19 protein-coding genes are annotated in these 22997 nt (G+C 70.4%); 15 read left to right on the plus strand and 4 right to left on the minus strand.

Annotated elements, in window-relative coordinates; translation table 11 throughout:
* Window positions 1-37: 37 nt before the first annotated feature.
* The 3 genes from G6039_RS03980 to G6039_RS03990 all read right to left on the minus strand — a co-directional run bounded on the left by G6039_RS03980 (window position 38) and on the right by G6039_RS03990 (window position 3410).
* The gene (locus G6039_RS03980) at window positions 38-1897 is read right to left on the minus strand and encodes a BCCT family transporter (protein WP_051446182.1); all 1860 of its coding nucleotides are present in this window, start codon (window positions 1895-1897) and stop codon (window positions 38-40) included.
* Between the two features lie 230 nt (window positions 1898-2127).
* Complete coding sequence (locus tag G6039_RS03985; protein ID WP_043802862.1) at window positions 2128-2709, minus strand: lipocalin family protein; 582 nt, start codon at window positions 2707-2709, stop codon at window positions 2128-2130.
* A gap of 29 nt (window positions 2710-2738) precedes the next feature.
* Window positions 2739-3410: a fasciclin domain-containing protein gene (locus G6039_RS03990; RefSeq protein WP_029546844.1), complete on the minus strand. Its 672-nt coding sequence runs from the start codon at window positions 3408-3410 to the stop codon at window positions 2739-2741.
* Between the two features lie 147 nt (window positions 3411-3557).
* Between G6039_RS03990 and G6039_RS03995 the strand changes: the two genes are divergently transcribed.
* The 3 genes from G6039_RS03995 (at window position 3558) to G6039_RS04005 (ending at window position 5724) form a co-directional block, all read left to right on the plus strand.
* Window positions 3558-4187: a dienelactone hydrolase family protein gene (locus tag G6039_RS03995; protein WP_029546843.1), complete on the plus strand. Its 630-nt coding sequence runs from the start codon at window positions 3558-3560 to the stop codon at window positions 4185-4187.
* A 219-nt stretch (window positions 4188-4406) separates the two neighbouring features.
* Window positions 4407-4982 (plus strand): sigma-70 family RNA polymerase sigma factor, encoded by a 576-nt coding sequence (locus G6039_RS04000; RefSeq protein ID WP_006931514.1) that lies wholly within the window; start codon window positions 4407-4409, stop codon window positions 4980-4982.
* Window positions 4972-5724, plus strand: a complete 753-nt coding sequence (locus tag G6039_RS04005) for an anti-sigma factor (RefSeq protein ID WP_006931512.1) — start codon at window positions 4972-4974, stop codon at window positions 5722-5724. The genes G6039_RS04000 and G6039_RS04005 overlap by 11 nt, the downstream gene beginning before the upstream one ends.
* A 35-nt stretch (window positions 5725-5759) precedes the next feature.
* Here the strand turns inward: G6039_RS04005 and G6039_RS04010 are convergent, their stop codons facing one another.
* Window positions 5760-6179 (minus strand): MarR family winged helix-turn-helix transcriptional regulator, encoded by a 420-nt coding sequence (locus G6039_RS04010; protein ID WP_006931511.1) that lies wholly within the window; start codon window positions 6177-6179, stop codon window positions 5760-5762.
* A 74-nt stretch (window positions 6180-6253) separates the two neighbouring features.
* On the opposite strand from G6039_RS04010, the gene G6039_RS04015 reads away from it, so the two are divergent.
* The 12 genes from G6039_RS04015 (at window position 6254) to lysX (ending at window position 22977) form a co-directional block, all read left to right on the plus strand.
* Window positions 6254-8326, plus strand: coding sequence for an MMPL family transporter (locus tag G6039_RS04015; RefSeq protein ID WP_029546841.1), 2073 nt, complete (start codon window positions 6254-6256; stop codon window positions 8324-8326).
* A 121-nt stretch (window positions 8327-8447) separates the two neighbouring features.
* Window positions 8448-8801 carry an HPF/RaiA family ribosome-associated protein gene (locus G6039_RS04020; protein ID WP_006931507.1) on the plus strand — a complete coding sequence of 118 codons (354 nt, stop codon included), beginning with the start codon at window positions 8448-8450 and terminating at the stop codon, window positions 8799-8801.
* A 568-nt stretch (window positions 8802-9369) separates the two neighbouring features.
* Window positions 9370-9492 carry a hypothetical protein gene (locus G6039_RS30960; protein ID WP_006931504.1) on the plus strand — a complete coding sequence of 41 codons (123 nt, stop codon included), beginning with the start codon at window positions 9370-9372 and terminating at the stop codon, window positions 9490-9492.
* 231 nt (window positions 9493-9723) lie between these two features.
* Window positions 9724-9882, plus strand: coding sequence for a hypothetical protein (locus tag G6039_RS04025; protein WP_006931502.1), 159 nt, complete (start codon window positions 9724-9726; stop codon window positions 9880-9882).
* A gap of 138 nt (window positions 9883-10020) precedes the next feature.
* On the plus strand, window positions 10021-11472 hold the full coding sequence (locus G6039_RS04030) for a hypothetical protein (RefSeq protein WP_051446181.1): 1452 nt from the start codon (window positions 10021-10023) through the stop codon (window positions 11470-11472).
* Between the two features lie 225 nt (window positions 11473-11697).
* Window positions 11698-11796 (plus strand): K(+)-transporting ATPase subunit F, encoded by a 99-nt coding sequence (gene kdpF, locus G6039_RS04035; RefSeq protein ID WP_065923246.1) that lies wholly within the window; start codon window positions 11698-11700, stop codon window positions 11794-11796.
* 7 nt (window positions 11797-11803) lie between these two features.
* Window positions 11804-13504 (plus strand): potassium-transporting ATPase subunit KdpA, encoded by a 1701-nt coding sequence (kdpA, locus tag G6039_RS04040; protein ID WP_029546839.1) that lies wholly within the window; start codon window positions 11804-11806, stop codon window positions 13502-13504.
* A 62-nt stretch (window positions 13505-13566) separates the two neighbouring features.
* A complete protein-coding gene (gene kdpB / locus G6039_RS04045; protein ID WP_029546838.1) occupies window positions 13567-15657 on the plus strand; it encodes a potassium-transporting ATPase subunit KdpB in 2091 nt (696 codons plus the stop codon).
* 5 nt (window positions 15658-15662) lie between these two features.
* Window positions 15663-16322 carry a potassium-transporting ATPase subunit C gene (locus G6039_RS04050; protein ID WP_043802865.1) on the plus strand — a complete coding sequence of 220 codons (660 nt, stop codon included), beginning with the start codon at window positions 15663-15665 and terminating at the stop codon, window positions 16320-16322.
* A gap of 7 nt (window positions 16323-16329) precedes the next feature.
* Entirely contained in the window at window positions 16330-18876 is a 2547-nt protein-coding gene (locus G6039_RS04055; protein ID WP_043802867.1) for a sensor histidine kinase, read from the plus strand.
* The gene (locus tag G6039_RS04060; protein WP_043802869.1) at window positions 18873-19553 is read left to right on the plus strand and encodes a response regulator; all 681 of its coding nucleotides are present in this window, start codon (window positions 18873-18875) and stop codon (window positions 19551-19553) included. The genes G6039_RS04055 and G6039_RS04060 overlap by 4 nt, the downstream gene beginning before the upstream one ends.
* A 124-nt stretch (window positions 19554-19677) precedes the next feature.
* The gene (gene lysX / locus G6039_RS04065) at window positions 19678-22977 is read left to right on the plus strand and encodes a bifunctional lysylphosphatidylglycerol synthetase/lysine--tRNA ligase LysX (RefSeq protein WP_037201279.1); all 3300 of its coding nucleotides are present in this window, start codon (window positions 19678-19680) and stop codon (window positions 22975-22977) included.
* Window positions 22978-22997: the final 20 nt, after the last annotated feature.

Genomic DNA, 22997 nt, shown 5'->3' on the forward strand with positions numbered 1-22997 from the left:
GGCCCGCGGAAGGACGGCAGTAGCCGCCGCGCGGCCGTCAGTTCGGCGCGGGCTGCCGCCCGTGTTCGGCCTCGCGCTGGGCCACACCCTCGGCGGACTCGGCGAAGTGCGGCGTGTCGAACACCTCGCCGCCCAGCGGATCCTCCGGGTGGGCGTCGTCTGCGATTGCGACCTGCCCGGTCTGCGCGTCGACGCTGACGGAATTCGCGGGCACCTCGTGCACGGCGACGACGAGGCGGGCGGGCGCACCGGGCTCCACGACTCCGTTCCGGCTCGGATCCAGGCCGGCGAACGTGGCGGAGATTCCCGGCCGGTGGCCGGCCTTGTGCCCACCCGGGGCGGCGGCCGGTTCCCGCACGGCCACCTGCAGGTACCGGGGGGCGGTGGCGACCTCGTACCGGAACGCCTTCAGCATCGACACGCACGCCAGCACCATGACGATCGAGAACGGGACCGCCGTCACGATCGACGCCGTCTGCAGGGCGGTCAGCGACCCGCTGCCGCCGACGATCAGCAGCACCGCTGCGGCCACACCCTCGAGCACCGACCAGTAGACACGGGTGATCTTCGGTGTCTCGAGGTTACCGCCGGTGGAGAGGATGTCGATCACCAGCGACCCGGAGTCCGACGACGTGACGAAGAAGAACACGACGACGACGATCGCGAGCAGACTGGTCAGGACGGACAGCGGCAGACCGTCGAGCAGCACGAACAGCGACGTGTTGGTGTCCACCGTGCCGTCGGCGGCGAGCATGTCGCCGTCGTTGCGCTGCCGCAGGATCCCGGCGTTGCCGAAGATGGTGAACCACAGCGACGCGACGAGGGTGGGGGCGAGCAGGACACCGAAGACGAACTCGCGGATCGTGCGACCGCGGGAGATGCGGGCGATGAACATACCGACGAACGGCGCCCAGCTCATCCACCAGCCCCAGTAGAAGACGGTCCACGCCCCCGACCAGCCGTCCTCGGCGAACGGGGCGGTGCGCAGCATCAGTTCGGGCAGGGCCTGCACGTAGCCGCCGAGGTTCTGCACCCACGACTGCAACAGGAACAGCGTAGGCCCGAGCAGCAGGACGAAGACCGCGAGTCCCGCCGCGAGTGCCATGTTGATGTTGGACAGCCACTTGAGGCCGCGCGAGACGCCGGACACCACCGAGAAGGTTGCCAGCCCCGTCACCCCGACGATCAGCGCGACGGTGAGCCAGTTTCCGGTCTCCACCCAGCCCAGGTAGTCGAGGCCCGCGGAGATCTGCTGGACGCCGAAGCCCAGCGACGTCGCGACACCGAAAAGGGTTCCCACGATGGCGATCGCGTCGATCGCGTGCCCGATCGAACCCTCCACGCGGGCGCGCCCGAGCAGCGGTTCGAGGAGCCAGCGCACGGACAGCGGACGGCCCTTGCGGTACGTCATGTACGCCAGGCCGAGGCCGACGACGACGTAGATCGCCCACGCGTGCAGGCCCCAGTGGAACAGGGTCAGCTCCATCGCCTGGTTCGCGGCGGCGTCCGTGGAGCCGGGGATGCGTCCCGCCTGCGGGGGATCCACGTAGTGCGACAGGGGTTCCGCGACACCGTAGAACACCAGTCCGATACCCATGCCGGCGCTGAAGAGCATCGCGAACCACGAGAAGGTTCCGAACTCGGGTTGCTCGTCGTCGCGGCCGAGCTTGATGTTGCCGATGCGGCTGATCCCGCAGTACAGCGCGAAGATCACGAATCCGGTGGCGATCAGGATGTACCACCAGCCGACGCCGTCGGTGACGGCGCGGTTGAGCGAATCGAACGCCCCCTCGGCCGACCCTGCGTAGACGACCGCAAAGGCGATCAGCCCCAGGATCACCAGCGAGGCGGGGACGAACACGGACTTGCGCAAGCCTCGCCATGCGTCGCGAATCATCTTCACCAGCTCCTCGTGTCGCGGCGAGCCGGATCCGGCGCTCGGAGGGCTCACCCACGTCGCGAATCGAACCTAACAGAGCCGGCGCGCGCCCGCGGGAAACGCAACCGAGCACCCGCGCCACCCCCGCCGGGGGCCGAATGTCACATGCGATCGATCGAGCTGATGCAATGTGACATTCGGCCGGGCGGAGCGGCACCGGTACGAGTCCGGTACGCGCAGAAGGCGGTTCACACGGTGCAGAGCGGTTTGATCTCCTGCAGGCCCTCCGTGGTGGGCGAGGTGAGCATGAGGCAGCTGTTGTAGCCCTGCTGCTCGACCACGGTCCGGATCTGCTGCCACGCAGCGTCGTCCACGACGGGCGAACGCGACAGTACGAACCCGGAGATCCGGGTCGGGTCCCCCACGAGCGCCCACGAGTAGTCGTCCGCGAGGTAGCTCACGATGTAGTTGCTCGGACCGTCCAGCGAATCCTGGGACGGCACACCGGGGAAGCTCACATGCAGCGACGCGGTGTCGTTGACCCGCGCGTTGCCGACGATCCCCCGTCGCTCACCGGTGACCGTGGTGCACGAGTTCTCCACCCGCACGTTGCGCTCGTCGAGCAGGGTGTAGTTCGCCGTGGTGTCGCGCACGCAGTCGAGATTGAACGGCGCGGGATTGGCGGCCAGCTGATACCAGGTGCCCATGTACCGGTTCACGTCCAGCTCCGCCACCGGGGTGAGCGGGGCTGCCTGCGCCGGTGCCGCCATGAGGGCGGCGCCCGCGGCGGCCAGGACGGCCGCCGCGAGGCCTCGGATCATTCGTTTCACGTCGCTCCTCGGGTCCTACCGGGTCCGGGTCACTGCTGCGGTGCCGGCGGCAGCAGGACGGAGTCGACGAGGTAGACGGTCGCGTTGGCCGTCTTCACGCCGCCACAGATGACGTTGGCGTCGTTCACCTTCCATTCCTCGCCTTCACCGGTCACCTCGACGGTACCGCCCTGAACGGTGGTCTGGGTACCTTCGATGTCCGACGGCGCGATCTGGCCGGGCACGACGTGGTAGGTGAGAATGGTGGTGAGAGTGGCCGTATCGGTCTTCAGGCTCTCGATGGTTGCCGGATCGACCTTGGCGAAGGCGTCGTCGACCGGCGCGAACACGGTGAACTCGCCGCCGTTGAGCGTGTCGACGAGATTCACCTGCGGGTTGAGCTGCCCGCTGATCGCCGCGTTCAACTGGGTCAGAATCGGAATGTCGGCGACGGCAGTCCCGACGGGTTGCTGCGCGATGGCCTCCAGCGAACCCGGCCCGCTGGGAACCTGCTCGGCGTACGCGGCGCAACCCGGACCCACCGGGGCCGACGCCATGGCCTCGGTGGTGGGCGACATCGCCGACGTGGCGCTCTCCATCGCCGACGTAGCCGACGTGGCCGACGACGAACCCGAGTCGTCGGACGAGCACGCCGCGACACCCATCATCGCCATTGCGCCGATTCCGACTGCCGCCAAGCTCTTTCGCGTGTTGATAACCATGGCCCCAATTCCCTTCGGTGTCGTGGTCCTTGCGACCACGTCGGTCAGGTGTGTCATCTGCCATTCGGCGCGGACGGAAGGGCGGATGGGTGGATCTGCAAGATTTTTTCGACCCATCCGATTCCGGCCGCGCTCCGAACACCCGGCATGGAGATTGCATCGAACCGGCCCCGCGCACACGTGCTGGTTCTTCCGGGTGGCAAGCCGGCCAGCACGGCCGCCGCCCGGCCGTGGCACCTGTCCGCGCTGCGGATGACCTTGCTGACCGAATCCCTGCGCTCCCGGCTGAGCATGTACGACATCACCGTCGGGCAGGTGCGCTACACCCACCGCGGATGGAACGGGGACCGGATGAGTCCCGTCCACGACGCCCTGCGCGCCCTCGACGAGGTGCACCGGCGGCGCGGCGACGTCCGGATCGGGCTCGTGGGCCACTCCATGGGCGGAAGGGTGGCGGCCCACCTCGCGGCACAGCCCGGCGTCGGGGCCGTCGTCGCGCTGGCACCGTGGTGGCCCGACAACGACGGCGCTCTCGTCCCACCCGAGCGACGGCTGCTGGTGGTGCACGGTACCGCCGACACGAGGTGCGATCCGCGCCTGAGCGCGGTCCAGGCGGCCCAGGCCCGCGGACGCGGCGTGGACGCCCAGTTCCGGCCGCTCGCGGGGGCCGGCCACTTCCTGCTCACCAAGCCGGGCTGGTGGCATGCCGTCACCGCCGAATTCCTCCGTGAATCCCTGGCCCCGGCCGGCCGGCGGGCAGGAGGAGACCATGCCTGACACCCCGCGCGACGTCGCAGTGCTCGGCAGCGGTGGCGCCGGCCGGCCGGAACGGGCCGGCGGCGTCGCGCTCGAGAATTCGTTCCGGAGGTGATCGCCTTGCTCGATTCGACTCTTGCCTCGCCCGCCGGCCCCGGCCGCCCGAACGGACCGGCCGAGGACGGCTTGAGCCGCCCGAATCGCCCGACTAGGCTTTCGCTCGATGAGCGGACAGGGCCGATGACCGGCGTCGGCGGACGTACCGACACACTCGATGCGCTGCTCGCGCGCGTGGCGGTGCAGGACGCGGCTGCATTCGCCGAGTTCTACGACCTGACCCGCGCCCGCGTGTACGGCATGATCCTGCGCGTCCTGCGCGATCCCGGCTACAGCGAGGAGACGGCGCAGGAGGTCTACCTGCAGGTCTGGCGTTCCGCCTCCGGTTTCGACGCCGCCCAGGGTTCGGCCCTGTCCTGGCTGATCACCCTGGCGCACCGCCGGGCCGTCGACCGGGTGCGGTCCGAGCAGTCCGGGGCCGACCGCGAGGCACGCTACGGCGCGAGCAACGTCGACGCGGCGTTCGACGTCGTCAGCGAGGAGGCGGCCCGGCGCGAGGACCGGCAGCAGGTCGCCCACTGTCTGGGCACGCTGACCGATCTGCAGCGTCGGTCCGTCGAACTCGCCTACTTCGGTGGGCTGACGTACCGCGAGGTGTCCGAACAACTTTCGGTCACGCTACCGACCGTGAAATCGAGAATCCGAGACGGACTGCTCCGTCTACGCAAGTGTCTGGGGGTGCAGGGCGATGACGAGTGAGGCCCGGCCCGGTTTCGGCGATGTGGACCGCGAACTGATCGACCTCGCGGTCGTGTACGCGCTCGACGCGGTGTCCGATGCCGAACGCCGCGACATCGAGTCCCGGGTGGCCGAAGCCGCTCCCGAGGTGGCGGCGGCGTTCGCCCGGGAGACGGCGGCCGTCCGGGAGACCATGGCCGTGGTGTCGGCGTCGACGGCCACCGAGCCGCCGGCCGGACTGCGCGAGCGTCTGCTGGACGCGATCGCCGCCGAATCCGGCCCGCAGGCGCCGCCCGTCGCACCGATCTCGCTGGACGAGCGGCGCGGCCGGCGCCGCAACTTCCTGCTCGCCGCGGCGGCCGCACTGCTGGTCGCCGTGGGTGGATTCGCCGTCGTCGCCCAGTTGCAGGAGGGCACCGCACCCACCTCGGCGCAGGTGTTCGCGGCGGAGGACGTGCGCACCACGTCGGGTGAGATCGAGGGCGGCGGAGTCGCCACGGTGGTGTACTCGAAGGAAGCCGACGCCGGGGTGCTGGTGATGAACAACGTGGCGCCGCCCGCCGAGGGCAGCGTCTACCAGATGTGGCTGATCACCCCCGAGGGCCCGGAGTCCGCGGGCATCATGGACGCCGAGGCGGTGGCGCCGTCCACCACGGCCGTCCTCGAGGGTGTCGGGCATTCGACCGCCCTGGCATTCAGCATCGAACCGCCGGGCGGGTCGGCGCAGCCGACGCAGATCTTCGCCCAACTGCCGCTGGGCTGACCCGGGGGACGGAATCGCCCGCACCTCGCGGCGGCTCAGCGCTGTGCCGATCGGACCAGTTCGATCAGAAGGGAGCGCAAGGTGGCGGGGTCGGACACCACCGCGGTCGGCTGCGCATCGGTGCGCTCGAGTTCGATCATCGCCCGGTACAGCTCGTACCCCGATTCGGTGATCCGGACGCGCATGCGCCGCTCGTCGGCGGGATCGACGGTGCGCGTGGCGAATCCGGACCGCTCGAGGTGCTCGACGGTCCGGCTCATCGTCTGGTCGGTCACGCGGCAGGCCCGGGCGATCTCCCGCTGGGAGCGCGGACCGTCGGCGATCGTGTGCAGGGCCACCAGCCCGGCGTGGGTGAGACCGTGGGCGCGCAGAGTCGATTCCCAGGCCTGCTCCACCAGCCGGGCGGCCGTGGACAGCAGCCGGCCGGTCGGCCAGCTCTCGAGATCGTCGGTCATGAGATACCTTTTCACTATTGTTCAGCTAGCTGAGTAACCTGGGCTCGGCGTACTCGCATTCTCCTGGAGGAAGATTGAACACCGTCACCGCGCCGGCGCGTTCACCTCGTCGCATCCGCTGGCTGCTGCCGGCGCTGCTGCTCATCGCGTGGCTCGCGATCGCCGGCGCCGGCGGTCCCTTCGCCGGCAAGCTCAGCGAAGTCCAGCAGAACGACAACAGCTCGTTCCTCCCGGCCTCCGCGGAATCCACCCGGGCGGGCGAGCTCTATGCGGACTTCACCGACACCCGGTACGTGCCCGCGATCGTCGTCGCCGAACGCCCCTCCGGCATCACCCCCGACGACCTCGCCTACCTCGCGGGGGCGTCGGCCGGCCCGCCGCCGGTCCCGTCGCAGGACGGTCAGGCCGCGCGGATGATCGTGCCGATCGACAGCACCGGAGAGGTCGGGGACGCCGTCGACGAACTGCGCGCCGAGCTTGCCGATCCGCCCGAGGGGCTGACGATCTACGTCACCGGTCCCGCCGGGCAGATCGCCGATCTGACGACGGCGTTCGAGGGCATCGACGGCCTGCTGCTGCTGGTCGCCGGTGGGGTGGTGCTGCTGATCCTCGTCGTCGTCTACCGCAGTCCCCTGCTGCCGTTCGTGGTGATCCTCTCGGCGGTGTTCGCCCTCGCGCTGGCGAGCCTGCTCGTGTACCTGCTGGCCGACGCCGACGTCATCGCCCTCAACGGACAGAGCCAGGGCATCCTGTTCATCCTCGTCTTCGGCGCCGCGACCGACTATGCGCTGCTGCTGGTGTCCCGCTACCGCGAGGAACTGCGCCTCGAACAGGACCGGTTCGCCGCGATGCGCACCGCGTGGCGGGCCACGCTGGAACCGATCGCCGCGTCGGCGGGCACCGTCATCGCCGGCGTGCTGTGCCTGTTGCTGTCCGACCTGAACTCCAACCGCGGCCTCGGCCCCGTCGCCGCGATCGGCATCGTCGCCTCGTTCGTCGCCTCCATGACGTTCCTGCCGTCCGCACTGGTGCTCCTCGGCCGGGCCGCGTTCTGGCCGAAGCGGCCGACGGCCGACCCCGACGCCGATCGGGACGACCTGGCGTCGGCGCACCGGTTCTGGAACGGGCTCGCACAGCGGGTCGGCGCCCATCCGCGGCGGATCTGGGTGGTGTCGAGCCTCGTCCTCGTCGGCTTCGCGATGCTGCTGCCGCAGTTCAAGGCCGACGGCGTCGCCCAGTCGGAGATCTTCCTGCTCGAGACCGACTACGTGACCGGCCAGGAGATGCTCGGCAGGCACTTCGACGCCGGCACCGGCTCCCCCACCGTGATCATCACCCGCGAGTCCGCGGCCGGCGACGTCGCCGCCGCCGCCCGCGTCGAGGGCGTCACCGAGGTGGCGCCGGTGACCGGCCCGGACGGTGCGACGACCGTCGTCGACGGCCGCGTCGCGCTGCAGGCGACCCTCTCGGATCCCGCCGACTCGCCGGCCGCCGAGAACACCGTCGAGCGCATCCGCGACGCGGTCGGCGGAGTGCCGGGGGCCGAGGCCCTCGTGGGCGGGACCACGGCGGTCGATCTGGACACCAAGAACACCGCCACCCGCGACCGCACGGTGATCATTCCCGTCGTCATCGCGGTGGTGCTGCTGATCCTGATACTGCTGCTGCGGGCACTCGTCGCGCCGGTGCTGCTGATGCTGACGGTCGTCGTGTCCTTCGCGGCGACCCTCGGCGTGTCGTCGCTGGTCTTCGACCATCTGCTCGGGTTCCCCGGCGCCGACCCGGTGGTGCCGCTGTTCGGCTTCGTCTTCCTCGTCGCGCTGGGCATCGACTACAACATCTTCCTGATGACCCGGGTGCGGGAGGAGAGCGCCCGGGTGGGCACCCGGCGCGGCACGCTGCGGGCCCTGACCGTGACCGGCGGGGTGATCACCTCCGCAGGCATCGTCCTGGCCGCGACGTTCTCGGCGCTGGCGGTGATCCCGCTGCTGTTCCTCGCGCAGATCGCGTTCATCGTCGCGTTCGGCGTGCTGCTCGACGCACTGCTGGTCCGGTCGCTGCTCGTGCCGGCACTGACGATCGACATCGGAAAGCGGATCTGGTGGCCGAGCACGCTCGCGCGCAGGGAACCGGAGGAGGTGGGCTGACACGGCCGGCCTGGTTGCTCACCCGTACCGAGTTCGGGTGGAATCGACACGACGCAGCGCGCGAAGGCACGGAGAACGACCTCCGGCCGTACCGACGCGCTCGAGAAGGAGACAGCTCGCGATGCAGATCCAGCTCAACAAGGACAGCCACATCCAGATCGACGACGACATCGCCCGTCGCCTCGAGGAGGAGTTGGAGTCCGCACTGAACCGGTTCGCCGACCGGATCACCCGGGTGGAGATCCACCTCAGCGACGAGAACGCGGACAAGTTCGGCACCACGGACAAGCGTTGTCTCCTCGAGGCGCGGATCGCCGGCCAGCAACCGATCGCGGTCACCCACAACGCGGGATCGGTGAAGGAGGCCTTCGACGGCGCCGTGCACCGCCTCCGCAGCCTGCTCGATTCCAAGCTCGGCCGCTCGACCGACCACAAGGGCGGCCCCTCCATCCGTCACATGGAGGTCGACGAGTAGACGACTCTCCCGGGAGTCGTCGGGACGAGAATCGCCGCGCCGCAGTTCCTCGTTCCGCACGGTCGACCGTTCAGGACGGCACGACGTGTCCCGCAACACCGCCCCCGACGGCATTGCGGGACACGCCGGGGGCCGCCGACCCGGCACGGCAGGTATCGCCGGCGCGGACACGACCCCCCGGGACCGAGCGTGTTCAGCTCAACCCGACACCGAGACCGAACGTCACGCTCAGCCACTTGAGGAACGCGCTGAATGCGACGCCCAGATCGAATCCGGCAGACATCGGACTCTCCTTCACCCTCGAAGATCCCGACCCGACCCCAGTGTATTACCCTCGAAAGAGTCACACCACCAACGGATTTCGGGCAAATACCCCGGAGGGGACTTCTCGGGCGGTGGCGCGTGCTACGGCCCGAACCCCCACCACCTCGAAAACGGCGCGTCTCCGGCGGCACCGCCACCGCGGGCGGGCACCGACGCCGGGCGCCGTTCCGGCGAACTGGACTTTATTTTTTTGTTGGGTATGGTCGTGGCCAGTTTGCGATTGCCGATTCGGAAAGGATTGACAATGGCCGCCAAGCCCGCCGTCAAGAGTTCCAAACAGTCCGCCCGCACCCTGAAGGAGCGGCGCGCGGAAAAACGAGCCAAGGCGCTCGAGTCCACCCAGTTCCTCCGCAAGCGGAAGAGCTGACCGCGGATCGACGACGACCGATCCGAACGAAATGGATTTCACAACAACAGTTCTCGAGAGACTCTACGCGCAGCTCGGAATCGAGATCGCCCTCGTGGACCCCGGGGACGAATTCCTTCCGGGATATCACCGGGGAATTCGGACCGCGCGACTGTACGTCCTCGACGAATTGGCTCGCCATTCCGCACTGCCTGCCACCATCAGAAAAACGACGAGAGAATCGCATCTCCCATGAACACGGCACAGCACGCGCTCGGGAGAATTCGAGCGAACCTGGAAAATGATCTGGAGACACTCGCCCGCGCCGAGCACACCCGCGGGTTCCGCCGGGGACTGCGCGAGGCGTTGACTCGCGTGACGGAACTCGAGGACGCCACCGCCGCGGGCTGACCCTCCGGATCCCTCCGCCCCGGCCCGGGCGCTGCGTCCCCGGGCCGGGGCGGAGCGCTTCGCGCCGGAGGCGCCGACCTCGTCACCGTGCCGAAAGCGAAGAATCAGATGCCGCGCCGGTATACCGATGTTGTTGCCATGCATGCCGAACCGATGCCGTCCCCGGCTCGGGCCGGGGTGCTGAAGGTGATGTTCCTGCCGCTGGACGTCGCAGCGAGCAGGCTTCCTCCCGCCGCCGTTCCCGCCGTTGCCGGCACGGAGCCGTTCCTCCCGGCACGCATAGCCGACGCGCCCGGTGCCGATCACGTCGAGCGGGCACCGAGCCTGCTGGCGTTCCGGCACCTCACGGATCCCGGCGACGGCCCCGTCGCCTTCGGACCGGTCCGGCGTCCGGCGGCGGACACTCCACCGTCGGCGCCCGGCCGGACCCGTGTCGGCGCGCCCGGCGCGTGTGCGTCCCTGTGGGAGGTGCCCGGCGGCGGACTGGTGCTGGTGTGCGAGGAGTTGACCGCCGAGGCGCCCGGCACCGTGCTGACCTGGCACAGCGATCCCCTCTTCGACGGTGCCGACACCGGATTCCGTCGTGCGCTCGACGCATTTCTGGCGCCGTTCCGGGTGACCGCCGATGCCGGCCTGGTCGACGTGTTCCCCCGGCTCGACACCCGGCTGCCCGACCCCGCAGTGTACCGCCCGCTCCGCGAGGTGGTCGTTCGCACCGCTCGTCCGCTTGCGGCCGAGCGCACCGTCGAGGGACTGGTCGTGGAGGTCGCCGGGGACGGGTCCGATGCGGTGCGCCGGCTCGTCGGACCTCCCCGCTCCGGCACCCTCGCCGACGGGGTGTCGCGGGCATCCGGACGGTTGCGCATCTGGCATCCGGAACCGTTGGCCGATGCGCCGGTGCGGGCCGGGGCGCGGCTGGGCGTCCGCGACGACGCCCGGGCGATGCTGGTCGATCTCGGCGCCGCAGACCGTCACGGTTACCTTGGGGACGGCACCCGCGAAATGCTCTACCACCTGATCTGCTGGGTCGGCGCCCGGGCACACCTGCACACCGATCGGCGCCGGCTGCTCGGGCACCTGCGCACCCACCGCTCACACGACCGTGCGCAGCTCCTCACCGCGCTCGACGAGGTGGCCGACGTGCGTGCGCGCCTGGTCGAGGTGGCGCTGTTGTGCGCTCCCCCCGACGACGCGCCGGGACGGATCGCGCCGACGCGGTTGCGCTCGCTGCTCGCACACCGGGCGAGCGCGGAGATCGACGGGGCACGAGCCGAGTTGACCGAGCTGTGCGCCACCGCCGACCTGGTGCTGCACCGGCGCCTGCACACCGCTCGCCCCCGGCCGCAGCCGCTGCCCGCCGCGCCCGCCGTCCTGTCGGCGATCGCACTTCCGGCAGCGGCGACGGCGGCGCTGCTCGTCCCGCTGCAGCATCTGCACCCCCCGGCGCTCGTGCCGGCCGCCGTGTCCGCCGCCCTGGCCGTGGCGTTCCTGGCGGCGCCGCGACGAGATGGTGATGCCGCCGGACTCGTGCCGTTCCGGCGTCGGGACCCGCGGGCGCTGCGCCGCAGGGACGCCGGACCCGGGGTGTAAAGAATTCGTCAGGACATCGGCCGCGGGCGTCAAGATTCCGTATGGATCGCGGTCCGCGGACGGGCGCGGTGCGACAGTGTGGTGCGGGGCGCCGATCGGCGCCTGATTCGTGTCTACGACAAGGGAAGACGACATGGCCGACACCGCGTACGTGGTGCTGATCCTGGCAGGGTTCCTGGTATGCGCTCTGGTCCTGCGCGCGCTGCATGTGCGAGGTGAGAGCCGATGACCTGGGCAGGGGTGGCGAGCGTCGCGCTCGTCGTGCTCACGACGGCACTGGTGGTGTACCTGCTGATCGCGCTGCTCGATCCGGAGAGGTTCTGACGATCCGATGACTCCAGCTGTTGCCGCGGGACTGCAGATCGGCCTGGTCGTTGCAGTCCTGGCGTTGGCCTACGTTCCACTCGGCGACTACATGGCGAGGGTGTACACGACCGACACCGACCTGAGGTGGAAGGACCTGCGGATCGAGTCCCTGATGTACCGGCTGTGCCGGATCGATCCGCGCGCAGAACAGACCTGGTACGGATACGCCGCGAGTGTGCTCGGTTTCTCGCTCGCGAGCGTGCTCTTGCTGTACACGGTGCAGCGACTGCAGGGTGTCCTGCCGCTCGGCCGGGACCTGGGTGGAGTGAGTCCGGCGGTGGCATTCAACACCGCGGTCTCGTTCGTCACCAACACCAACTGGCAGTCCTACGTGCCCGAGACGACGATGAGCCCACTCACCCAGTCCGCCGGCCTCGCGGTGCAGAACTTCGTCTCGGCGGCGGTCGGCATGGCGGTCGCGATCGCCCTGATCCGCGGCCTGGTGCGCGTCGGGCGCGGCGGCGAGATCGGCAACTTCTGGGTGGACCTGACCCGCGGCACCCTGCGGATTCTCTTGCCGCTGGCGTTCGTGATCGCGTTGATTCTGTTGTCCCAGGGCGTGATCCAGTCGTACCGCAGCGGCTTCTCCGCCACCGGACTGGACGGCAACGCGGTCACCACCGCGCTGGCGCCGGTCGCCTCACAGGAGGCGATCAAGGAACTGGGCACCAACGGCGGCGGCATCCTCGCCGCGAACTCGGCCCACCCGTTCGAGAACCCCACCCCCGTCACCAATATTGTCGAGATCCTCGCGATCCTGCTGATCCCGGTGACGCTGACGCGCACGTTCGGCACGATGATCGGCAACCGACGGCAGGGCCTGACCGTCCTCGGCGTGATGGCGTTGCTCTACGGCACCGTCCTGGCGGTGGCGCTGGCCGCCGAATCCGGCACGCGGGGCGTGGCGGCGAACGCCGCCGGCGCGATGATGGAGGGCAAGGAAGTCCGGTTCGGGATCCCCGGTTCGGTGCTGTTCGCGGTGTCGACCACCGGCACGAGCACCGGTGCGGTGAACTCGGCGCACGACAGCATGTCCCCGCTCGGCGGTGGGGCCGTCCTGCTGAACATCCTGCTCGGCGAGATCGCGCCGGGCGGAGTCGGCACCGGCCTGTACAGCATGCTGGTGCTCGCGGTGATCGCCGTGTTCGTCGGGGGCCTGCTCGTGGGGCGCACGCCCGAGTTCCTCGGCAAGAAGCTGCGCAGGCGCGAGATCACCCTTGCCGCGCTGGCGGTGCTGGTGATGCCGGCGCTGGTGCTGACCGGCACCGCGATCACCGTGATCCTGTCCACCACCACCGGGTATCTCGGCAACTCCGGGGATCCGGGCACTCCGGGCGCGATCCACGGGTTCACCGAGGTGCTCTACGCCTATGCCTCGGCGTCGAACAACAACGGCAGCGCCTTCGGCGGGCTGACCGTGACCAGCGACTGGTTCCAGTCCTCGCTGGGCATGTGCATGCTGCTCGGGCGGTTCCTGCCGATCGTGTTCGTCCTGGCCCTGGCCGGATCGCTGGCCGCGCAGCGTCGCACCCCGGCCGGTGCGGGCACGCTGCCCACCACCGGTGCGGCCTTCGCCGGGCTGCTCACCGGAACGGCCGTCCTCGTTGCGGCTCTCACCTTCTTCCCGGCCCTCGCTCTGGGCCCCGTCGCGGAAGCACTGCATTGACGCCGGCGCCGCGACCACGGCTCGTCCTCCCGCCCCGCGGCGGAGATCACGGAGATACTTCGGTGACCATCGACCTTCATTCCCACCGGGAGACCATCGCCTCCCACCCGCATCGTGTCGGCGGGGGCGTGTTCAGCCCCCGTCAGCTGGCAGAGGCCCTGCCGGGAGCGATCCGCAAGCTCGATCCCCGGCATGTGGCGCGGAATCCGGTGATGTTCGTCGTGCTGGTCGGATCGGCGGTCGCCACCGTCGCGGCGATGGTCGAACCCACGCTGTTCGCGTGGTCGATCGCGGCGTGGCTGTGGTTCACCGTGCTGTTCGCCAACCTCGCCGAGTCGGTCGCCGAGGGGCGCGGCAAGGCGCAGGCGGCGAGCCTGCGAAAGGTCAAGCAGGACACGACAGCCCGTCGCCTCACCGGTCCGGCCGCCGAGGAATCCGTATCGGCCACCGAGCTGCGCGTGGGCGATCTCGTCGTGGTGGAGACCGGTCAGACGATCCCCGGTGACGGCGACGTGATCGAGGGCATCGCCACGGTCGACGAGTCGGCGATCACCGGAGAATCGGCGCCGGTGATCCGCGAGTCGGGTGGCGACCGATGCGCCGTCACCGGCGGCACCACCGTGCTCTCCGACCGCATCGTCGTGCGGATCACCGCACCACCCGGGCAGACCTTCGTGGACCGGATGATCGCTCTCGTCGAGGGGGCCGCCCGGCAGAAGACCCCCAACGAGATCGCCCTGAACATCCTTCTCGCGGCGTTGACGATCGTGTTCCTGCTCGCGGTCGTCGCGATCGGTCCGATGAGTGCGTACGCCGGCGCCGAGCAGGGACCGGTCGAGCTGATCGCGCTGCTGGTGTGCCTGATTCCCACCACGATCGGCGCCCTGCTCTCCGCGATCGGCATCGCCGGGATGGACCGGCTGGTGCAGCGCAATGTGCTGGCCATGTCCGGTCGTGCCGTCGAGGCGGCCGGGGACATCGACACCCTGCTGTTGGACAAGACCGGCACCATCACCTACGGCAACCGGCGCGCCACCGCACTGCACCCCGCTCCCGGCGTCACGGATCTCGAAATGGCTTCTGCGGCAAGGCTGTCGAGCCTGTCCGACGGAACCCCCGAGGGGCGCAGCATCGTCGAGTTGTGCGCCGAGCGGTTCCACCTCGATCCGAGCCCGTCGGGCGCCGAGCGCTCCGCCGAGTTCGTCGCATTCACCGCGCACACCCGGATGAGCGGCCTCGACACCGCCGGAGACGCCGGCATCCCGGTCCGCATCCGGAAGGGCGCCGCCGACGCGGTGACCCGCTGGGTGGCCGAGCAGGGCGGACGGATCCCCGAGGCGGTGAGCACCGTCGTCGACGACATCGCCCGCGGCGGCGGAACACCGCTCGTGGTGGCCCGATCCGACGATCGCGGCGCATCGGTGGTCGGCGTCGTCGAGCTGTCCGATGTCGTCAAGCCCGGCATGGCACAGCGATTCGCCCAGCTGCGGGCGATGGGCATCCGCACGGTGATGATCACCGGGGACAACCCCCTCACCGCGAAGGCGATCGCAGCCGAGGCGGGGGTCGACGACTTCCTGGCCGAGGCGACCCCCGAGGACAAGCTGGCGCTGATCCGCTCGGAACAGCAGGGCGGACGGCTGGTCGCGATGACAGGTGACGGTACCAACGACGCGCCCGCCCTCGCCCAGGCCGACGTGGGGGTGGCGATGAACACCGGCACCTCCGCGGCCAAGGAGGCGGGGAACATGGTCGACCTCGACTCCGATCCGACGAAGCTGATCGAGGTGGTCGAGATCGGCAAGCAGCTGCTCATCACGCGCGGGGCACTGACCACCTTCTCGCTGGCGAACGATCTCGCGAAGTACTTCGCGATCCTGCCCGCGTTGTTCAGCGGGATCTACCCACAACTGGCGGGGCTGAACATCATGGGGCTGGCCACCCCGCAGAGCGCGATCCTGTCGGCGGTGATCTTCAATGCCCTCGTGATCGTGGCGCTGATACCGCTGGCCCTGAAGGGTGTGCGGTACCGGCCGGCGAACGCGTCGTCGCTGCTGGGGCGGAATCTGCTCGTCTACGGCCTCGGCGGGGTGATCACCCCGTTCGTCGGGATCTGGCTGATCGACCTCGTGGTGCGTCTGGGAATCGGGTGACACTGATGGGATTCGGTAACTTCTTCGCAGGGTTGATGCGGCAGGCGCGGGCCGGCCTGCTGATGCTGGTCGCACTGACCGTGATCGTCGGAGTGGCCTATCCGGCGGCGGTGTGGGCGGTGGGACGGCTCGGTTCGGCGAGCGCCGAGGGCTCGCCACTGACCGACACGAACGGTTGCGTCGTCGGCAGCCGGCTGATCGGCGTCGACCCGCAGGTCGCGCCCGGCGAGCCCGATCCGTTCTTCCACACTCGGGTCGTCGGCTCGGTCGCCGACGCAGACGCCTTTGCGCCGGGCGACCCGGCCGCCGCGCTGCCGTCCAACCAGGGCCCGAGCAGCGAGGTCCTGGCCGCCTTCGTCGACGAACGGCGTGCCGTGATCGCCGCGCGCGAGCAGGTGCCGCCGCAGGAGATTCCGGTCGATGCGGTCACCGGGTCCGGCTCCGGCGTCGATCCCCACATCTCCCCGGCCTACGCCGCGGTGCAGGTGCCGCGGGTGGCGCGGGTCACCGGCATCCCCGAGCAGCGGGTCCGGGAGCTGGTCGCCGCGCACACCGAGGGCCGGCAACTCGGGTTCCTCGGCACCGAACGAGTGAACGTGCCCGAGGTGAACGTGGCGCTGGGACTGACCGCACCCGACTGCGACGGGGTCCCCTCGGGTGGATGATGGCGTCGTGACCGGTACTGCACGCACCGCCGCCCCCGAGGCGTCGCGCCGGGGGCGGCTGCGGATCTACCTCGGTGCCGCCCCCGGCGCGGGCAAGACGTTCGCCATGCTGGGCGAGGCCCATCGGCGGATCGCCCGGGGCGGTGACGTGGTGGTGGCGATCGTGAACACGCACGGTCGTGCCCGCACCGCCGAACAACTGGCCGGCCTGGAGACCGTCCCGCCCCGACGGATCGGCTACCGGGACGCGGTGTTCGAGGAACTGGACCTCGATGCCGTGCTGGCCCGCCGGCCGGCCGTCGCCCTGGTCGACGAGCTCGCCCACACCAACGTTCCCGGCAGCCGCCACGCGAAACGGTGGCAGGACGTCGAGGAGCTGCTCGACGCGGGAATCGACGTGCTGTCGACGGTGAACATCCAGCATCTCGAGTCCCTCAACGACGTGGTCGAACAGATCACCGGCGTGGTGCAGCGCGAGACCGTCCCCGACGACGTCGTGCGCCGCGCCGACCAGGTGGAGCTGGTGGACATCACCCCGCAGGCCCTGCAGCGGCGCCTGGCGCACGGGAACGTGTATGCGCCCGAGAAGGTCGATGCCGCGCTGCGCAACTACTTTCGGGAGGGCAACCTGACCGCCCTGCGCGAGATCGCCCTGCTCTGGCTCGCCGACCAGGTCGACCTCGCGCTCGCCAAGTACCGCGGCGAACACGCCATCACCGACACCTGGGAGGCCCGCGAGCGGGTCGTCGTCGCCGTCACCGGTGGGCCCGAATCGGAGACGTTGGTGCGCCGGGCCAGCCGCATCGCCGCCAAGGCGAGTGCGGAACTGATGGTCGTGCACGTCGTCCGCGGCGACGGGCTCACCGGCGTCTCGGCGCCGCAGATGGGGAAGGTCCGGACTCTGGCGGCGAGCCTGGGGGCAAGCCTGCACAGCGTCGTCGGCGACGACGTGCCCACCACGCTGCTCGACTTCGCGCGGGAGGTGAACGCCACCCAGCTGGTGCTCGGCACGTCCCGGCGCCCGCGGTGGGCACGCATCCTCGACGAGGGCATCGGGGCGGCGGTCGTCCGCGACTCCGGCAAGATCGACGTGCACATGGTGACCCACGAGCACACCGCCCGTGGGCCGAGGATGGCGTTGCTGGGCCGCCACGAGCGGCGACTGCAATCCTGGATCGCGGCGTTCGTCATCCCCGTCGTCGCCACCGGCGTGATGGCGCTGATCGACCACTTCACGGGCTTCGAGGGCCAGCACACGCTGTATTTCGTCGTCGTGCTCGCCGTCGCGCTGTTCGGCGGAATCGGTCCGGCGATCGTCGCGGCCCTGCTGTCGGCCCTGCTGTTGAACTTCTTCTTCACCGAGCCGCGCTACAGCTTCACCATCGCCGAGCCGGCCAATTTCGTCACCACCGTGGTGCTGCTCGTCGTCGCCGTGGCGGTCGCCGCACTGGTCGATGCCGCCGCGGCCCGGGCCCGCGAGTCCCGGCTCGCGTCCCAGGAGGCCGAACTGCTCGCGCTGTTCGCCGGCGCGGTCCTGCGGGGTGCGGACCTGCCCCGGCTGCTCGAGAAGGTCCGGGAAACCTACGCCCAGCACGGCGTCAGCCTCGTCCGCACCGACCGGGAGCCGGCACAGGTCCTGGGGACGGCCGGGTCGGCGCCACCGACGTCGATGCAGGCCGCCGACACCGTCTGCGAGGTCGACGACAGCGCGTACGCCCTCCTGCTCGGTGGTCCGCAGCTGCGCGCCCGCGACCGCCGGATCCTCACCGCGGTGGCCGGACAGGCCGCCGGACTGGTCCGGCAGCAGGAACTCGCCGCCGAGGCCGCCCAGGCGTCGGCCCTGGCCGAGACCGACCGCCTGCGGCGGCTGTTGCTGTCGGCGGTGAGCCACGACCTGCGCACCCCGCTCGCTGCCGTCAAGGCCGCGGTGTCGAGCCTGCGCAGCACCGATGTCGCCTTCTCCCCCGAGGACACCGCGGAGCTGCTCGCGACCATCGAGGAATCCACCGACCAGCTCACCGGCCTGGTGTCGAACCTGCTCGACTCCTCCCGGCTCGCGGCCGGGGTGATCACGCCCGTCCTGCAGCCGGTCTACCTCGACGAGGTGGTGCACCGGGCCATGGTCACGCTTTCGAGCGGCGGTTCGGACACCGCCCGCAACGTTCGCGAACGCATCGAGGTCGACGTCGACGACACCGTGGTCGGCGCGGACAGCGGGCTGCTCGAACGGGTCCTGGCCAATCTTCTCGACAATGCCCTGCGCTACGCACCCACCGGTCCGATCCGCGTCGGCGCCGGCACCTCCGGTGACCGCACCACCGTCACCATCGCGGACTGCGGTCCCGGACTCGCACCCGGCGACACCGGCAACGTCTTCGCCGCCTTTCCCCGCGCCGGGGACCACCGCAGCAGCCGCGGGGCGGGGCTCGGGTTGACCGTCGCCCGCGGATTCGCCGAAGCGATGGGCGGGACCGTCACCGCCACCGAGACACCCGGTGGCGGGACGACCATGGTGGTCGAGCTCGCCGCCGCGCCGGCCAGGGTGCCGCGATGACCCGCATCCTCGTCGTCGACGACGAACCACAGATCCTGCGTGCGTTGCGCATCAACCTCGCCGCACGCGGGTACGAGGTGATCACCGCCGGCGACGGACGCTCCGCCCTCCGTGCCGCCGCCCAGCAGCATCCCGATGTGATCGTCCTCGACCTGGGCCTGCCCGACCTCGACGGGATCAAAGTGCTCGCCGGGCTGCGCGGCTGGTGCACGGCCCCCGTCATCGTCCTCTCGGCACGCACCGACGCCCTCGACAAGGTGGCCGCCCTCGATACCGGAGCCGACGACTACGTCACGAAGCCGTTCGGGATGGAGGAGTTCCTCGCCCGCATCCGCGCCGCGGTCCGCCGGGCCGGCACCACCTCGGACACGACCGAACCGACGATCGACGCCGACGACTTCACCGTCGACCTCGTCGCGAAGAAGGTCACCCGCGACGGTGCACCGGTGCACCTGACCCCCACCGAGTGGGGGATGCTCGAGATGCTGGTGCGCAACCGCGGCAAGCTCGTCGGCCAACGGGAACTGCTCGAAGAGGTGTGGGGGCCGTCCTACACGACCCAGACCCATTACCTGCGGGTGTATCTCACGCAGCTGCGCCGCAAACTCGAACCCGATCCTGCGCACCCTCGCCACCTGCTCACCGAACCGGGAATGGGATACCGCTTCGAACCGTGAAGCCACTCGCGCGGGACGAAGCGGGGCGGTCCGAGCAGCGCCGCCGGACGTCCGGCACGACGGATTCGTAACCAAATCCCGGTTCCGAGCAGCACGACGTCCCGGGCGGCGCTACCGTCGACGCATGTCAGCGGACGTTGCTGCGGCACCTGCGGCGCACCCCCACCTGCCTGCCCGGCCCCGCGGCCGCCTGAACTCGGTCCCGCACGTGGTGGGCCTGACCCTCGGGATCTTCGCCGTCGCGGTGGCGCTGTGGTCGATCTCCCCCACCCTGCGCTACTTCGTCCATACGCCACGGGAATACGTGGACACGTACCTGTTCGACGCGCCCGACACCAGCCTGTCGTACGCGCTGGTGCTCGGCCTGCTCGCGGCGGCACTGGCGAGCCGCAAGCGGATCGCGTGGTGGATCCTCACGGTGTACCTGGCCGGATTCGCGATCTACAACGGATTCGTGGCGGTGTCGGACCGCAGCATCGACGCGGCGATCGGTCTGGTGCTGCAGGTCGCGGCGGTCGGGCTCCTGCTCGCGGCGTATCCGGAGTTCTACACGCGGGTTCGTCGCGGGGCGGTGTGGAAATCGCTGGGCGTCCTCGTCGCCGGGCTCGCCGTCGGCACCCTGATCGGGTGGGGGCTCGTGGAACTGTTCCCCGGCACCCTGCCGTCCGACGAGCGGTTGCTGTGGGCGGTCAACCGGGTGACCGCCCTGTCCCTGCTCGACAACGACCAGTTCAGCGGGCGCCCACACGGATTCGTCAACACCCTGCTCGGCCTGCTGGGGGCGCTGGCGCTGATCGCGGCGGTGATCGTGCTGTTCCGGTCGCAACGGGCGACCAACGCACTGACCGGGAGCGACGAATCCGCGATCCGGGGCCTGCTCGAGCGTGGCGGCGACGATTCGCTGGGCTACTTCGCGACCCGCCGCGACAAGGCGGTCGTCTTCGCGCCCAGCGGTAAGGCCGCGGTGACCTACCGCGTGGAGGTCGGGGTGTGCCTCGCCAGCGGTGACCCCGTCGGCAATCCGGAGGCGTGGCCGCACGCGATCGACGAGTGGCTCGCGCTCGCTCGGGGTTACGGCTGGGCGCCGGCCGTGATGGGTGCGAGCGAGGCCGGCGCCACCGCCTACCGCCGGGCCGGTCTGTCGGTACTGCAACTCGGCGACGAGGCCATCCTCCACACCGCCGGATTCTCGCTCTCCGGCCGGGAGATGCGGCCCGTGCGCCAGGCCGTCTCGCGTGCCCACAAGCAGGGGGTGACGGTGCGCATCCGCCGGCATCGGGACGTCCCCGAGGCGGAGATGACACTGGCGATGCGACGCGCGGACGAATGGCGGGACACCGAGACCGAGCGCGGATTCTCGATGGCCCTCGGGCGCCTCGGCGACCCGCTCGACGGGAACTGCCTGCTCGTGGAGGCGATGTCCCACGACGAGGTGGTGGCGATCCTGTCGCTGGTGCCGTGGGGGGCCGACGGCGTGTCGCTCGATCTGATGCGCCGGAACCCGCAGGCGCCCAACGGTGTCGTGGAGATGATGGTGTCGGAGCTCGCCGCCCGCGGCGGCGAGTTCGGGATCACGCGGATCTCGTTGAACTTCGCGGTGTTCCGCTCGGTGTTCGAGGAGGGCGCACGGATCGGCGCCGGTCCGGTGCTGCGGCTGTGGCGTTCGGTGCTCGTGTTCTTCTCCCGCTGGTGGCAGCTCGAGGCGCTGTACCGGTCGAACGTGAAGTATCAGCCCGAGTGGGCGCCGCGGTTCCTGTGCTTCGCGGACAACAGGGTGCTGCCCCGGGTCGGGATCGCGTCGGCGATCGCCGAAGGCTTCCTCACGCTGCCCAGCTTCGGCCGGGAACGAAGCGCCCGCCGCCACACCGGGACGCAGACGTCCGCTCCCCCGGCGCTCGTCGAGTCCGGCACCCTGCACGACGACGGTGCCGCCCCCGACGTCGAGCCGGCACCGGAGTCGCGCACCGGTCCCCGGCGGCCGGAGCAGGTGCGGGTGCGGATGACGAAGCTCGAGCGACTCGTGGAGTCGGGCGTCGACCCGTACCCGGTGGCGAACCCCCCGTCGCACACCGCCGCGACGGCCGTCGCCGCACCCGAGGGCACCGCGGTGCGGATCGCCGGCCGCATCCTGCGGCTCCGGGACTTCGGCGGCGTGCTGTTCGCGGTGCTGCGGGACTGGTCGGGCGATGTGCAGATCCTCGTCGACCGCGGCCGCGTCGGCGGCCGCCGCTTCGTGTTCGACCTCGGCGACCTCGTCGAGGTGAGCGGGGTGACGGGCCGCAGCCGCAGCGGCGAGCTCTCGGTGCTCGCGGAGGACTGGCGGCTGGACGGCAAGTGCCTGCACCCGCTGCCCGACAAGTGGCGGGGCCTGACCGATCCCGAGGCGCGGGTACGCCAACGGTACGTGGACCTCGCGATCAACCGCACCGCGCGCCGGTTGCTCACGGCCCGCAGCGCGGTGGTGCGGTCGCTGCGCGAGCAGCTGCAGGCCCGCGGCTACCTCGAGGTGGAGACACCGATCCTGCAGCCCGTGCACGGCGGCGCCAACGCCGCACCGTTCACCACCCACATCAACGCCTACGACCTGGACCTGTACCTGCGGATCGCACCCGAGCTGTACCTCAAGCGCCTGTGCGTGGCGGGTATGGAACGGGTCTTCGAGATCGGCCGGGTGTTCCGCAACGAGGGCGCGGATTTCAAGCACAACCCGGAGTTCACGATCCTCGAGGCCTACGAGGCACACGCGAACTACGAGGTCATGCGGGTGCTGGCGCGCGAGTTGATCCAGGCCGCGGCCGTCGCGGCCCACGGACGCGAGGTGATCGTCCGGCCCGGCCCCGACGGGCGGCCCGTCGAGATCGACATCTCCGGCGAGTGGCCGGTGAAGACGTTCCACGGGGCGGTCTCGGAGGCACTCGGCACCGAGATCGACGCGCAGACCCCCGTCGAGGAGTTGCGCCGGCTGTGCGACGAGCACGAGATCCCGTACAACCCCGAGTGGGACGCCGGCGCGACGGCGCAGGAGATGTACGAGCATCTCGTCGAATCCCGCACCGAGTTCCCCACCTTCTACACCGACTTCCCCACATCGGTCTCCCCGCTCACGCGCCCGCACCCGACGAAATCGCTCGTCGCCGCCAAATGGGACCTCGTCGCGTGGGGTATCGAGCTGGGGACGGCCTACAGCGAGCTGACCGACCCGATCGATCAGCGTGCCCGGCTCACCGAGCAGTCGCTGCTCGCCGCGGGCGGCGACGAGGAGGCCATGGAGCTCGACGAGGACTTCCTGCAGGCACTCGAGCACGCCATGCCGCCCACGGGCGGCCTCGGCATGGGCGTGGACCGGATCGTCATGCTGGTCACCGGCGGCAGCATCCGCGAGTCCCTCGCATTCCCCCTCGCCAAGCCGCGCGCTCGACGCTGAGGCCCCGGTTTCACGTGAAA

The sequence above is a fragment of the Rhodococcus aetherivorans genome, assembly GCF_011058165.1.
In the GTDB taxonomy this organism is placed as follows: Bacteria; Actinomycetota; Actinomycetes; order Mycobacteriales; family Mycobacteriaceae; genus Rhodococcus; species Rhodococcus aetherivorans.

Bases quoted from the DNA above. Each gene is read 5' to 3' on its own strand.
- G6039_RS03995 (WP_029546843.1), top strand. From the start codon at position 3,558: ATGGAGATTGCATCGAACCGGCCCCGCGCACACGTGCTGGTTCTTCCG.
- G6039_RS04025 (WP_006931502.1), top strand. From the start codon at position 9,724: ATGAACACGGCACAGCACGCGCTCGGGAGAATTCGAGCGAACCTGGAA.
- lysX (WP_037201279.1), top strand. From the start codon at position 19,678: ATGTCAGCGGACGTTGCTGCGGCACCTGCGGCGCACCCCCACCTGCCT.
- kdpF (WP_065923246.1), top strand. From the start codon at position 11,698: ATGACCTGGGCAGGGGTGGCGAGCGTCGCGCTCGTCGTGCTCACGACG.
- G6039_RS04050 (WP_043802865.1), top strand. From the start codon at position 15,663: ATGGGATTCGGTAACTTCTTCGCAGGGTTGATGCGGCAGGCGCGGGCC.
- G6039_RS04060 (WP_043802869.1), top strand. From the start codon at position 18,873: ATGACCCGCATCCTCGTCGTCGACGACGAACCACAGATCCTGCGTGCG.
- G6039_RS04020 (WP_006931507.1), top strand. From the start codon at position 8,448: ATGCAGATCCAGCTCAACAAGGACAGCCACATCCAGATCGACGACGAC.
- G6039_RS03980 (WP_051446182.1), bottom strand. From the start codon at position 1,897: ATGATTCGCGACGCATGGCGAGGCTTGCGCAAGTCCGTGTTCGTCCCC.
- G6039_RS03990 (WP_029546844.1), bottom strand. From the start codon at position 3,410: ATGGTTATCAACACGCGAAAGAGCTTGGCGGCAGTCGGAATCGGCGCA.
- G6039_RS04010 (WP_006931511.1), bottom strand. From the start codon at position 6,179: ATGACCGACGATCTCGAGAGCTGGCCGACCGGCCGGCTGCTGTCCACG.
- G6039_RS04005 (WP_006931512.1), top strand. From the start codon at position 4,972: ATGACGAGTGAGGCCCGGCCCGGTTTCGGCGATGTGGACCGCGAACTG.
- kdpA (WP_029546839.1), top strand. From the start codon at position 11,804: ATGACTCCAGCTGTTGCCGCGGGACTGCAGATCGGCCTGGTCGTTGCA.
- G6039_RS04030 (WP_051446181.1), top strand. From the start codon at position 10,021: ATGCATGCCGAACCGATGCCGTCCCCGGCTCGGGCCGGGGTGCTGAAG.
- G6039_RS30960 (WP_006931504.1), top strand. From the start codon at position 9,370: ATGGCCGCCAAGCCCGCCGTCAAGAGTTCCAAACAGTCCGCCCGCACC.
- G6039_RS04000 (WP_006931514.1), top strand. From the start codon at position 4,407: ATGACCGGCGTCGGCGGACGTACCGACACACTCGATGCGCTGCTCGCG.